This window comes from Micromonospora sp. S4605, assembly GCF_003176715.1.
Classification (GTDB): domain Bacteria; phylum Actinomycetota; class Actinomycetes; order Mycobacteriales; family Micromonosporaceae; genus Micromonospora; species Micromonospora echinaurantiaca.
In genome coordinates, this window is the sequence record NZ_QGSW01000173.1 from 1 (window position 1) to 12,360 (window position 12,360).

The window sequence follows — 12,360 nt, forward strand, 5'->3', positions numbered from 1 at the left end:
CACCGCTGATCCGAGCCCCGCGTTCCGCGCCGCGCCCGGTTTCCGCGCCTCGCGCCGCGCGACGTCGCAGGATCGCGCCGCAAAGATCGCGCCGCAGGTTCGCGCTGTAACCAGGATGTAGTGGCATCGAGGTAGCTGGGAGACCACTACATCCATGTTCCAGCGCGATCTTCCCGGGTCGCGCGAGGTCACCGCCGCCGCGCGTCCTCGCCGGCGTCGCCAGGGTGAAAGTCGGGGGCGGCAGCGGCGGGTGGTCGGTAGGGTGGCGCGGTGGCTGATCTTGAGCGCCTGGCGGAGCGGCACGCCGAGGCGGTGTTGCGGTTCGAGCGGGAGAACCGGGAGTGGTTCGCGCGTACGGTGCCGGACCGCGGCGACGACTACTTCACCGGGTTCGCCGCGCGGCACGCGGCGCTCCTCGCCGAGCAGGCCACCGGCCGGTGCCACTTCCACGTCCTGGTCGATGACGACGGCTCGGTGATCGGCCGGTTCAACCTGGTCGACGTCGCGAACGGCGAGGCCGAGTTGGGCTACCGGGTGGCCGAGCGGGTCGCCGGCCGGGGCGTGGCTACCGAGGGCGTCCGCCGGGTCTGCGAGCTGGCCCGCGACGAGTACGGCCTGCGCCGGCTGGTCGCCGACACCACGCTGGACAACGCCGGCTCACGGGCGGTGCTCCGGCGCACCGGGTTCACCCCGGTGGGCGAGGTGCTGCTCGACGGCCGTCCCGGACTGCGGCACGTCCGCGAGCTGACCGCCACCGATTGATCGGGCGGGGAGCCGTCAGCCGGCGGCGAGACCGCCGGACATCCGCTGCTTGACCTCCTCCAGCGCCTCGAAGGCGTACGCCCAGTTGTGGCACTTGAAGCTGCGCAGCCCCTCGATGGGGGTGCGGCAGTCGGAGCAGTTCACCCCGGCGATCGCGGCCGGGATCTCGGTGTTCACGTACTTGCGGTCGCCGAGGATCACCGTCGCGATCATCATCGGGTCGTGCACCCCGGTCAGCGCCGAGGAGACGATGTCGTACCAGCTGATCCGGCGGCCGCACTTCGGGCAGTCCGGATGGTCGCCGCTGACCCAGAGCGGCGCGCCGATGCTGCGCAGCGGCATGCCGAGCAGCTTTTCGATCCGCCGGACGTCCGACTCGGGCGTGGTCCACCGGTGCTCGCCGGGCAGCGAGGCGGGCGAGTCGTACACGGCGCGGAACAGGTCCGGATCGACCTGCACGGTCTCCCGCTGACTGGTCACGGCGTCCTCCTCGACGGTCGGTGCCCCCACCGTCGTCCGGGTGATCGACGGGTGCAGCCGGATCAACGACAGGACGCCGCCGCCGGTCGTCGCGAGCGCCGACGCACCCGAGCGGCTCCGGGCCGAAGCCGGCATCCGGCGATGGTGGACCGGCACGAATGGTGCCGGGACGAGGCTCGGCTGCCGGGAACGGCCGTCTCAGCCGAGGATCTTCGCCAGTGCGCGCAGCCCCGCGACGACGTCGGCCCCGGTGGGCGCGTTGTCGGGGTCGGCGAGCGCCTGCATGACCACGCCGGACATCAGCGCGAGCTGCACCGTGCCGAGGGTCCGGACCGTGCGGTCCGGCACCTCCGCTTCGGGCACGCTGGCCAGGATCGCGGCCATTCCGCTGCGCCCCTGCCGCATCCCGTCGGCGAGTTGCGGCAGCAGGTCCGGCTGCCGCTGGGCCTGCATGAACAGCTCGACCGAGGTGAGCCAGAGCTTCGGGTGCGCCCGGGCCTGCGCGAGCAGGTCGTCCCACATCCGCTCGTACGCCTGCTCCGGGCCGAGGTCCGGCGCGTCGGCGGGCACCAGGGCCCGCCCGGCCAGGTCGCCCCACTCGTCGAGGAGCGAGAAGAGCGCCTGGAACAGCAGGTTCTCCCGCGAGCCGAAGTGGTAGCCGATCGCGGCCATGCTCACGCCCGCCGTGGTGGCGATGTCGCGCACGCTCGTCCGGTCGAAGCCCTTCTCCAGCAGGCAGGTCCTGGCCCCGGCGAGCAGGGCTTCGCGATTCCCCATGGTGGGCAGGGTAGCAGCACCTTGGACGACCGACTGAGGCGAACGCCTTGGGCGATCGTCTTGCGCGATCGCCCAAACATGCCCTACGGTTCTCGGCACGACCACTCCGGTCCTTTCCCACCGACAGGAGAACCGCCATGCAGACCCCGTCCCGCCGCCGGAAGCGGACCCTCGCGGGCCTGGCGCTCGCCATGCTGACCGCGCTGACGGCCGGAGCGGCCGCGCCGGCGGTCGCCGGTCGCGGCGACCCCGCCGTCGTCGGCACCGACCAGGGCGCGGTCCGTGGCACGGTCACCGCCGGCCTGCGGTCCTTCCAGGGCATCCCGTACGCGGCGCCGCCGCAGCGCTGGACGTCACCGGCGCCCCCGCCGAACTGGACCGGGGTACGCGACGCCACCCGCCCGGGCCCGGCCTGCGCCCAGCCGGTCGGCCTGCCCATCGGCGTCCCCGGCGAGGCCGAGGACTGCCTCCACCTGAACGTCACCACGCCCGGACAGAAGGGCGACGACCTGCCGGTCATCGTGTGGATCCACGGCGGCAGCCTGATGTTCGGCACCGGCGACATGTACCGGCCGGACCGGCTCGCCACCGACGCCGTGGTGGTCTCGATGAACTACCGGCTCGGCGTCCTGTCGTTCCTCACCCACCCGGCGCTCGACGCCGGCTCCCCCTACGGCTCGGGCAGCCTGGCGCTGGAGGACCAGCAGGCCGCGCTGCGCTGGGTACGGGCGAACATCGACGCGTTCGGCGGCGACCCTGGCAACGTCACGATCATGGGCCAGTCCGGCGGCGGGTACACGGTCTGCGACCACCTCGCCTCACCGATGTCGGCGGGCCTGTTCCAGCGGGCGATCGTCCAGAGCGCGCCGTGCGCGGCGGGCGGCTCGCGTACCCGGGCCGAGGCGGAGGCGGACAGCGCCGGCGTGATCGAGACCGTCGGCTGCGCGAACGCCGCCGACGTGGCCGCGTGCCTGCGGTCGGCCGAGACCACGGTGGCCGAGCTGCTGGCGGCGTACGGCCCGTGGGGCGAGCCGCGGCCGGTGTCCGGTACGCCGCTGCTGCCGCTGAGCCCGGCCGAGGCGTTGCGAACCGGCCGGTTCAACCGGGTCCCCGTCCTGGTCGGGGTGAACCACGACGAGGAGAACGGCATGTACGGCGGCCTGGAGGTCAACCCGGGCGGCAGCCCCATCCCGGCCGAGGCGTACGAGTCGACGGTCCGCGAGCAGTACGGCGCCGACGCCGACGCGATCCTGGCCCGGTACCCGCTGTCGGCGTACGACAACTCGGCGGGGCTGGCCCTGTCGACCATCGGGACCGACCGGAACTGGGCAAAGCCGACCTACGACACGGCGAAGCTGCTGTCGAAGTGGACGCCGACGTACATGTTCGAGTTCGCCGAGCAGCAGACGCCCTGGTTCGTCGGCTACGACGAGCCGAGCTTCCCGTGGCGGGCCCAGCACATGGCCGAGCTGGCGTACCTGTTCGACCTGGACCTCTTCCTGCCGCGGACCCGGCAGCAGGATCGGCTCGCCGACCGGATGATCGCCGCCTGGACGCGGTTCGCCGAGGACGGCGACCCGAACGGCGGGCGGGACGGCCGCTGGCAGCGGTTCACCGAGCGCCGCCCGCACGTGCAGTCGCTCACCTCGGGCCGCTGGACGCCGACCGAGTTCGTCCGCGACCACGAGTACGCGCTCTGGTCGCGGCTGAGCTGACCGACCGAGGAAGCGGTCCCGGTGCGCGCGCACCGGGACCGCTTCCGCGTCCGAGCTCGGTCAGCTACGGGTGACCAGGCCGGCGTCGACCACGTACTCGCCGCCGTGTACCGCTTCGAACTCGCCGCTGGCGGTGAGCAGGATCGGGTCCCACTGGTAGGTGCTCACCAGGTCCGAGTCGGTCACGTCGCAGGTTCGGCCGCACCGGAGGTGGCGACCGAGGCGGAGATCAACTCTCCTCCATTCATCCGGCGTCCTCGATGCCTTGGGTGTTACGCCCCCGCGGCTGTCGCACCCGGCGGACACAATGGCGCGATGGCAGCAGAGCACACCGACACCGATGCGTTCCGGGGTGCCACGTTCCGGCACGCCGACCTGGCCGGGGCCGAGTTCCGCAACGTCGACCTCACCGGCGCGGCGTTCCACAGCGTCGACCTGGCCGGCGCGACGTTCCGCGACTGCGACCTGAGCGGGGTCAGGATCGTCGCCTCGGCGGTCGCCGACCTCCAGGTCTCCCGGCACGGCGGAAGCGGCCGAGTGGTCGTGGACGACGTCGACGTCACCGCGTACGTGGCGGACGAGCTGGACCGGCGGCACCCGGAACGGGTGCGGCTGCGCGCGGTACGCACCGCCGACGACGTCCGGGCGATGTGGGACACCCTCGAACGCCTCTGGGCGGACACCCTGGCCCGGGCCGAGCGGCTGCCCGAGGCCGCGCGCCACCAGCGGGTCGACGACGAGTGGTCCTTCGTCGAGACGCTGCGCCACCTCGTCTTCGCCACCGACGTGTGGGTGGGTCGGCTGATCCGCGACGAGGCGTCGCCGTACCACCGGCTCGGCCTGCCCCCCACGGACACCTCGCCGGCCAGCGCCGCCGAGCTCGGCATCGACCTTGCCGCCCGCCCCTCGTACGCCGACGTGGTGGCGGTCTTCGCCGACCGCCGGCGGCGGGTGCGCGAGGTCGTCGCGGCGGTCACCGACGCGGAGCTGGCGGAGACCCGCACCGCCGCGCTGACGCCGGAGTGGGGAGTGGAGTCGCACCCGGTCGGCGAGTGCCTCCGGGTGGTGCTGGCGGAGCACTGCGAACACCGCCGCTTCGCGGTCCGCGACCTCACGCTGATCGAGGCACGGTCGGCGTAGCGCGCGGGGTCTACGCGTCGACGGTCAGTCGGACCGTCACCGTGTCGCCCACCTCGAGTTCCTCGGCCTTCCGTACGCCCGCCTTCACCGGCACGAGGTAGCGCCCGTCCTTCGGCCAGAGGGAGGTCTGCCAGTCGGTCGCCCCGATCCGGGCGGTCACCGGGATCATGCCCCAGCCGTAGCTGACCAGCGTGGCGGTCGCCGCCAGGGCGGCGCACTGCTCGTCGGGGACGGTGACGAAGTGCCACGGCGCCGGCCCGCGCCAGAACCAGATCTCCCCGCTGAACTCCAGGTCCACCGCCGCAGGATACGAGTCGGAGACAATCCGCCGCGGCCGACGGGGAGGGGCCCGTCGAGATTGACCGGTTGGGTTAGCGTGTCGTCGGTCTGTTGGGGAAAGTCCCAGCATCCTTCGGGGAAAGAAGTTGTCACGTGTCCTTGTGGAAGAAAACCACGGTAGTTGCGGTCTCCGCGCTCACGGCGCTCGCCGTGTCCGCCTGCGGCTCGGAGTCGGGCTCGTCCGACGCGCCGAAGCAGCCGAGCGTGCTGGAGCTGCTGGCAACCGATCTCAAGGGATCGCTGCAGAAGACGATCGACGCCACCGGCAAGAGCGACTCCGTGACCGTGAAGATGGAGGGCACGGCCGGCGGCGAGAAGGTCTCCATGCAGGGCGTCATGGACCTGGGCGACCCGGTCAAGGCCGAGATGACGACGGCCGGTCCGGACGGCACCCCGACCACCGTACGCATGATCGGTGCGGTGTTCTACGTCGAGATCCCGGAGGAGGACCGCGAGAGCACCGGCGGGAAGCGCTGGATGAAGCTGGACCTGGCCGCCGCGGGCGCCCAGTCGGGGATGGACTTCAGCAAGCAGTTCGAGGACATCGACCCGACCAAGCAGGTCAAGACGCTGCTCGCCACCGAGGGCACCACCGTCGTCGGTGAGGAGACGGTGAACGGGGCGCGCACCGTGCACTACACCGTCACCGCGCCGGTGGCGACCTACCTCGGCCAGGTCGACGCCAAGATGCGGGCGGACGTCGAGAAGGAGTTCGCCAAGCAGGGCGTCAAGGAGATCAAGCTCGATCTCTGGGTCGACGAGCAGTACCAGCCGCGCCGGGTGCACATGGTCATGGGCAAGATGGGCGACATGACCGTCGACTACACCGACTACGGCAAGCCGGTGAAGATCGAGACGCCGCCGCCGGCGGAGACCGCCGACTTCGCCGAGCTGCTGGAGGGCCTGAAGGACCTGGCCACCAGCTGACCAGAGCGAAAAACTGCCCGGCCGGCGATCTCTCGCCGGCCGGGCAGTTTCGCGTCAGGAGGCGTCGACGGGTTTGCGCCAGACCGACACGTGGCTCTCGCTGTCGGAGGTGAAGGGCGAGCCGTCCCAGCCCGCCACCCGCTGCTCCAGCTCCAACCCGGCCAGCCGCGCCATGAGATCGCACTCGGCCGGCCAGATGTAGCGGAAGTTGCTGTAGCCGTACCGAAGACTCCCGTCGTCCAGCCGCCGGTAGTGGTGCGAGGTCCCGCGCTGGGTGACCATGTCGTACGTGTCGAAGCCGACGTGTCGGTCGGTCACCTCGAACGGCACCGCCGACTGCCCGGGCGGAAACCGCCGGATGGGCGGAACCCACAGCTCGACGACGAAGCGGCCACCGGGCGACAGGTGCCGGGCGGCGTTGCGGAAGCACTCCACCTGCTCGTCCTGGGTGCACACGTTGCCGATGCTGTTCCACACGACGTACACCAGCGAGAACTGACCCGGCACCCTGGTGGTGGCCATGTCACCGACGACGACCGGCACCTGCTCGCCGGGCGCCTTGCGCCGTAGCTGGTCGGCCATCGGCGCCGACAGCTCGATCCCGCTCACCGGGATGCCGCGGGCGGCGAGCGGGATCGCCACCCGACCGGTGCCGATCGCGAACTCCAGCGCGGGGCCGGGGCCGGCCAGCCGGGCGAGGAAATCCACCGCCGGGTCGAGCACCTGGGGTGCGAACATCTCGGCCGAGAGGTCGTCGTACTTCTCCGCGGTGTCCTCGTCCCACAGATCGCTGCTCGTCATGGACCCGAGCCTGCTAGCTCCACTGGGCTCACGCGACCCATTAACGACCAGCCACTCCGGCTCCAGCCCGTCACGCCCGCGGCCCCGTCCCGCCGCCGATGCGTCTCCGTGCCAGCCAGCCAGTTCGGCCCGCCGATGTCCGGGTCGGGTCGCTGGCCTCGACGTTCCTGGTGACGGGCACCACCGAGGTGCCGACCCGAGGAGAGGACAGGGCCGTGCCACGGAAGACCGCACTCCCGAAGACCCGCAGAGCGGCCACGATCACCGCCTGGGTGCTGCAGATCCTGCTCGGCTTCGCCATCGCCGGGGCCGGGCTGCTCAAGCTCACCGGCGACCCCACCATGGTCGAGTTGTTCGACGACATCGGTGCCGGCCAGTGGCTGCGCTTCGTGGTGGGCGCACTCGAAGTGGCCGGCGGGGTGGGTCTGGTGATCCCACGGGTGCGAGCCCTCGCCGCGCTCTGCCTGCTGGGGCTGCTCCTCGGCGCAGCCGTCACCAACGTCGCCGTGCTGCACACCAGTCCGCTCAGCGCTCTCGCCTTCGCGGCCTTGGCGCTGGCCATCCTGCTGCTGCGTCGACACGAGCTGCTGACCAGGGCGAACTCTGTCACGTCCTGGTCGAAGTCCTGAAACCGGGCACGTCAGTAGTCGAGGAGAAGAGGCTGGCGGTGCTCGATCGCGGTCTCGGCCAGGTCGAGCATCACCGCGAGGCCGAACCGGGCGAGGTCCTCCACCGTCGGGTCGTCGGTGAACAGCCCTCGCCGCAGCTCGGCGGGGTCGTACCCGGCAAGGAGGCCGGTGCGTTCGGCCAGCAGGCGCAGCTCCGCCGCGAGCCGGTCGACCGAACCCATCCGGGTCGGCTGACCCGTCGGTCGGGACGCCTCGATCACGAGCGGATCCGTCGGGAGCGGCAACCACCACTCCACCCCGGACAGCAGGGTGAAGTAGCGCTCGGGCTGCGCCGAGGCCGCCTGGTACGCGGGAGCGTCGGCGAACTCACGCGGGCTGTCCGGCTTGTCCCAGGGGCTCGGCTGCAGGTCCGGACGCTCGTCGTACGCGGCGAGCAGCAGCACGGCGCCGAATCCGTCCCAGTCGGGCTTGTCGGTCCAGTACGGCTGGGTCGTGCCCTCCGACCAGTCCACCGGGCCGCCGAGTGCCTCCCCGAGCCACTGCTGCCAGTCCCGTACGGCGGCCTGCACCACGTCGGGGTCGATGTCGTGGTCCTCGTCCTCCTGCGCCCGGATGACCCGCACGGTGTATCCGTCCTGCGCGCCGATCTGCTGTGTGATGGTCAGCCAGTCGTTCAGGTGGTAGCGGGTCAGCGGTCCGACGTAGAGATCAAGGCCCATGGGAGGCATTCTGGCCTACGGCGCGCGTGACGTGTCGACCCGGGTCGAAGTCCTCGGGCGGTACGTCGGGCGCCGCACCACCATCGCCGCCACCTCGCGCGATCCGGATACCGGCTGTACGAATGTGCGCGACGAGGCCTGGCACCACGAATTGCGCCATGCAGCGATGGGCGACGGCTGCGGCCCCGAGAATGAATGTCGACCCCATCCAGGACCTGAGGATGCGGCAGTGACCGGTGGTGAGCGAGGACGGACGATGAAGCAGGTGGACACAGCGGAGACCGGGCAGGGTGGCGTCGGCCGCCGGGGTCCCGGCACCGGGACCTGGCGCGAGCGCATCCGCCGGGCGACACGCGCCGCCTCCCGGCCGGGCCCCTGGAAGCGCGGCCGGGTGCTCGCGGCGCTGGCGCTGCTGCTCGGGCTGTTCATGCTGCTGCACGCGCAGGTCCCGAACCGGATCGGCAACCTCGGCAGCCTGGTGGAGACCTTCCTGCCGTGGTTCGGCCTGTTCATTCCCGTACTGCTGATCGGGGCGCTGTTGCGCCGCTCCGCCGCCGCGGTGGCCGCGCTGCTGTTGCCGGTGATGGTGTGGCTGGACCTCTTCGGCGGGCTGCTCGGCGACAAGTCCCACCCGGGCGGCGGCCTCACCGTGGCCCAGCACAACGTCGGCGCCGGCAATCCGGACCCGGCCGGCACCGCCAGCGACCTGGCGGCCGCCGGGGCCGACGTGCTGGCCCTGGTTGAGCTGACCGAGCAGGCCCGGGGCACGTACGAGAGCGAGCTGGCGAAGACGTACGCCTACCACACGGTGCAGGGCACGGTCGGGCTGTGGAGCAAGCTGCCGCTGTCGGACACCCAGCCGGTCGACATCAAGATGGACGCCGGGCCGCTGGCGGACACCAAGCCGGTCGACATCAAGATGACCTACACCCGGGCGCTGCGCACCACGGTCACCACGGACCAGGGTCCGCTGGCGGTGTATGTGGCCCACCTGGGGTCTGCGCGGGTGAATCCCAAGGCGGGCTTCTGGACGGCCCACCGGGACAGGAACGCGCAGGCCCTCGGCCAGGCCATCGCCGCCGAGCAGAACGAGCGGGTGGTGCTGCTCGGCGACCTGAACGGCACCATGGACGACCGTGCGTTCGCCAGCATCACCGCACAGTTGAGCTCGGCTCAGGACGCGGCCGGGAACGGCTTCGGCTTCACCTGGCCGGCCGAGTTCCCGGTGGTGCGGATCGACCAGATCCTGGTCAGAGGCGTCAAGCCGGAGAGCTCGTGGGTGCTGCCGGCCACCGGTAGCGACCACCTGCCGGTGGCGGCCCGGATCACGCCCTGAGCACAGCGTTCCTGGCACCCCCCAAGTCCGATCGTAGGAGTGCGGCTCGCTCCCTGGCTGTTCAGCGCCCGAGGACGTCCACCAGTTGCTGCCCCAGGCCGGTGCAGGCCGCCACGTCCAGGCGGTACGTCACGTAGCGGCCGCGGCGCGCCGAGATCAGCAGCCCGGCCGCCTTCAGCACCGCGAGGTGCCTGGACACCTCCGGCGCCGTCACCCGCCAGTAGTCGGCCAGCTCGCCGGTCGTGTGCGGGCCTCGGGCGAGCGTGCGGCAGAAACGTAGCCGCAGCGGGTGTGCGAGCGCGGTCAGCCGAGCGTCCAGCTCGTCCACCCGCAACACTGGGCGCGGGTCCCAGCCGGGTGCCGGGTACTGCAGCACGGGCAGCCAGCCGGGCGCGTACACGACGGTCATGTGCGGTGCGCCGTACGCGCTCGGGATGAGCGTCATCCCGCCGCCGCGACCGTCTGCCGTCTGGTCCTGCAGCTTGTCGATCGTCAGAACGCCGCGCTCGGTGTCGACCCCGATCGCGTGCGAGATCCGGCCGAGGGCGCCGATACCCTCGCGGGCCAGGTCGAAGCGTCGACGGTCGGCTTCCTCGGCGAGCGCTGGGCGGACGCGTTTCCAGACCGTGCCGAAGAAGGCGGACTCGCAGGCGAGCAGAAAGCGTCGTACCCGTTCGCGCTCGGCGGCCGGATCGGCGAGCACCCGCTCCGCCCACGCCGCCTGCCGCGGCCCTCGGGCGCGGGCCGCGGCCAGCGCCCGCTGCCGCACGATCGGGTCACGCAGCGGCGACCACGTTCGCGGCGCCGGTGAGACGGCCCGATGGGCGGCGAGCGCCGCAGCGACCCAGCGCTCGTCGTCCAGGCGGTCGACGTCGTCCAGCTCCTCGCGCAGGCTCGGCCGTGGATCGGACGGGAACAGAAAGTCGGCCCGGCCGGAGTGCCAGAGCAGACCAAATTCCTCGAGGTCTGGGGCCAGCTCCGCGGGAAGGGCGGCCGCCATCCTCGCAACCGCCGCGGCGGTGTCCGGATGGTGCTGCGGCTCCGCGAGCACGTGCAGCACCGCGCCGAGCTCCGCGAGCGGCGACGGCGTTATCCGGATCCGATCGGCTGGTACGCCGGCGATGTCGACCGAGGTGACCACGGTACCGATCATGGCAGGGGTCCGCGCCAGTGCAGACCGATTGACGTCGTCTGTCAATCGACGAGGCTTGGATTGACGACGCTGGCCAACCTGGGTCCCTTCGCAGCCGTGTGGCCGAACGATCGGAGCCGTGACGACCACCCGTACGACGCTTCGTGAGCTGGTCCGCATCCCGGGCGGCGGCCGCTACGCCCTCAGCGCCACAGTCGAGGCAGCGACCTCCGGGATGCTGCGCCCGTTCATCGTGATCTACGCCGTGCTGATCGGGCTCAGCGCGCCGCGGGCCGGTATGACGCTGACCGTCGGCATGCTGGCCGGCCTCGGCGCCGTCCCGCTCGCCGGATGGTGGATCGATCGCGGAGCGCGGCGGGCCCCCGCCGTCACCGCCCTACTGGTGCGGGCGGTGGGGTCGCTGCTGCTTGCCCTGGTGCCCGGCATCGCCGGATTCGCGATCGGTGCGGTGCTCATCGGCGTCGGCACGCAGATCGCTCCACCCACCAACTCCGCGCTGGTCGCCGCGCTCGCCGGCCCGGCCCGGCGTGCGGCGGCGCTGGCCGCGGGCCGCTCACTGCGCAACGCCGGCCTGGGCGCCGGCGCCCTGCTCGGCACGGTTCTGGTCGCCACCGGGCCGGAGGTGCTCCGCTGGCTCGCGCTGGCGACGGCTCTCGGGTGCGCGTTCGGCGCGGCGGTGATCGCCCGGGTGCCGCTGCCCGAGCAACCTGTTCCGGCCCCCGCCCCGGCTGCGGCAACGAAGGAAGCCCGCGGTGCTGGCCTACGCACCGTCACCATCCTGGCCCTGGCCGGCATCCCGTACGCGTTCTACGCCGACATCCTCGAGATCGCCCTGCCGCTGCTGCTGGTGCAGGACCTGCACGCGTCCCTGGCGTGGCCCTCGGCCATCTTCGTCGCCAACACCGTCATGGTGATCGCGCTGCAACTGGTCGTGGTGGTGCGCCTCGCGAAGTGGCCGCACCGCACCGTGCTGTTCTGGTCCGGCCTGTTGCTCGCCGCCGCCTACCTCGCCTTCTGGCTGGGCGGAGCGACCGGCGGCGGCTCCGGCACGATACTCGTCGCGCTGGTCATCGTGCCGTTCACGCTGGGTGAAATCCTCTACACCGGCAGCAGCGTGCCGCTGGTGATCGAGTCAGCACCGCCACACCTGATGGGGCGCGCGCTCGCCCGCTGGCAGCTCAGCTACGGCCTGGCCCGGGCCGCCGACCCCGTCATCATCACCGGTCTGCTCAGCCTGGGCGCGGCGGCGCTGTGGCTGCCGCTGGCCGCCGCGACCCTGCTGGGCGCAGCGACGGTGCGCCTGGGCACTCGACGGCATCGTCTGCACCGTTCGCCTGAGCAGTCCATGAGTCATGCCGCAGATGCAGTCACTTTGCGTCCGGCGAGCCGCCAGTACGGCCGATTCATCGACAGGCCGTCTGGACCGCTCGCCGCTCGTCGTGGGCCTCGACCGAGTCCTAGACGAGTAGTTCCGATGTCAGGGGTCGATGTCTGGGTATGAAGAGAGGGCATCCAGGATCATGTTGTGACGCAAGACCTGGACACCCTCTTGACCGCACTGTACGTGAAGATCGACGACACC

Annotated in this window: 14 protein-coding genes; 7 read left to right on the top strand and 7 right to left on the bottom strand. The window is 71.8% G+C overall.

The annotated features are described in order from the left end of the window. Positions 1 to 270 precede the first annotated feature (270 nt). Positions 271 to 762, top strand: coding sequence for a GNAT family N-acetyltransferase (locus tag DLJ47_RS13120; RefSeq protein ID WP_109900304.1), 492 nt, complete (start codon positions 271 to 273; stop codon positions 760 to 762). Between the two features lie 15 nt (positions 763 to 777). Here the strand turns inward: DLJ47_RS13120 and DLJ47_RS13125 are convergent, their stop codons facing one another. Together DLJ47_RS13125 and DLJ47_RS13130 are read right to left on the bottom strand one after the other, a co-directional pair. Beyond that, positions 778 to 1,377: a hypothetical protein gene (locus DLJ47_RS13125; protein WP_233257811.1), complete on the bottom strand. Its 600-nt coding sequence runs from the start codon at positions 1,375 to 1,377 to the stop codon at positions 778 to 780. Positions 1,378 to 1,440: 63 nt separating this feature from the next. Further along, positions 1,441 to 2,019 (bottom strand): TetR/AcrR family transcriptional regulator, encoded by a 579-nt coding sequence (locus tag DLJ47_RS13130; RefSeq protein WP_109900305.1) that lies wholly within the window; start codon positions 2,017 to 2,019, stop codon positions 1,441 to 1,443. 137 nt (positions 2,020 to 2,156) lie between these two features. Between DLJ47_RS13130 and DLJ47_RS13135 the strand changes: the two genes are divergently transcribed. After that, complete coding sequence (locus DLJ47_RS13135) at positions 2,157 to 3,734, top strand: carboxylesterase/lipase family protein (protein ID WP_109900306.1); 1,578 nt, start codon at positions 2,157 to 2,159, stop codon at positions 3,732 to 3,734. Between the two features lie 60 nt (positions 3,735 to 3,794). Here the strand turns inward: DLJ47_RS13135 and DLJ47_RS37480 are convergent, their stop codons facing one another. Beyond that, entirely contained in the window at positions 3,795 to 3,920 is a 126-nt protein-coding gene (locus DLJ47_RS37480; RefSeq protein WP_255562310.1) for a hypothetical protein, read from the bottom strand. 129 nt (positions 3,921 to 4,049) lie between these two features. Here DLJ47_RS37480 and DLJ47_RS13140 point away from each other — a divergent pair, with 129 nt between their 5' ends. Beyond that, positions 4,050 to 4,874, top strand: a complete 825-nt coding sequence (locus DLJ47_RS13140; RefSeq protein WP_109900307.1) for a DinB family protein — start codon at positions 4,050 to 4,052, stop codon at positions 4,872 to 4,874. A 10-nt stretch (positions 4,875 to 4,884) separates the two neighbouring features. Here DLJ47_RS13140 and DLJ47_RS13145 read toward each other — a convergent pair whose 3' ends face one another. Beyond that, complete coding sequence (locus DLJ47_RS13145) at positions 4,885 to 5,172, bottom strand: DUF1905 domain-containing protein (protein ID WP_109900308.1); 288 nt, start codon at positions 5,170 to 5,172, stop codon at positions 4,885 to 4,887. A gap of 134 nt (positions 5,173 to 5,306) precedes the next feature. On the opposite strand from DLJ47_RS13145, the gene DLJ47_RS13150 reads away from it, so the two are divergent. Beyond that, positions 5,307 to 6,140, top strand: coding sequence for an LppX_LprAFG lipoprotein (locus tag DLJ47_RS13150; RefSeq protein ID WP_109900309.1), 834 nt, complete (start codon positions 5,307 to 5,309; stop codon positions 6,138 to 6,140). 54 nt (positions 6,141 to 6,194) lie between these two features. Here DLJ47_RS13150 and DLJ47_RS13155 read toward each other — a convergent pair whose 3' ends face one another. Then, the gene (locus tag DLJ47_RS13155) at positions 6,195 to 6,941 is read right to left on the bottom strand and encodes a class I SAM-dependent DNA methyltransferase (RefSeq protein ID WP_109900310.1); all 747 of its coding nucleotides are present in this window, start codon (positions 6,939 to 6,941) and stop codon (positions 6,195 to 6,197) included. A gap of 215 nt (positions 6,942 to 7,156) precedes the next feature. On the opposite strand from DLJ47_RS13155, the gene DLJ47_RS13160 reads away from it, so the two are divergent. After that, entirely contained in the window at positions 7,157 to 7,570 is a 414-nt protein-coding gene (locus tag DLJ47_RS13160) for a DoxX family protein (RefSeq protein ID WP_199235816.1), read from the top strand. Positions 7,571 to 7,581: 11 nt separating this feature from the next. Here the strand turns inward: DLJ47_RS13160 and DLJ47_RS13165 are convergent, their stop codons facing one another. Further along, complete coding sequence (locus DLJ47_RS13165; protein WP_109900312.1) at positions 7,582 to 8,289, bottom strand: hypothetical protein; 708 nt, start codon at positions 8,287 to 8,289, stop codon at positions 7,582 to 7,584. Between the two features lie 256 nt (positions 8,290 to 8,545). Between DLJ47_RS13165 and DLJ47_RS13170 the strand changes: the two genes are divergently transcribed. Next, entirely contained in the window at positions 8,546 to 9,625 is a 1,080-nt protein-coding gene (locus DLJ47_RS13170; protein ID WP_109900313.1) for an endonuclease/exonuclease/phosphatase family protein, read from the top strand. 61 nt (positions 9,626 to 9,686) lie between these two features. Here the strand turns inward: DLJ47_RS13170 and DLJ47_RS13175 are convergent, their stop codons facing one another. Next, complete coding sequence (locus DLJ47_RS13175; RefSeq protein ID WP_199235817.1) at positions 9,687 to 10,778, bottom strand: DUF5937 family protein; 1,092 nt, start codon at positions 10,776 to 10,778, stop codon at positions 9,687 to 9,689. A gap of 118 nt (positions 10,779 to 10,896) precedes the next feature. On the opposite strand from DLJ47_RS13175, the gene DLJ47_RS13180 reads away from it, so the two are divergent. Continuing rightward, a complete protein-coding gene (locus DLJ47_RS13180; protein WP_109900314.1) occupies positions 10,897 to 12,279 on the top strand; it encodes an MFS transporter in 1,383 nt (460 codons plus the stop codon). The last annotated feature ends 81 nt before the right edge of the window (positions 12,280 to 12,360 follow it).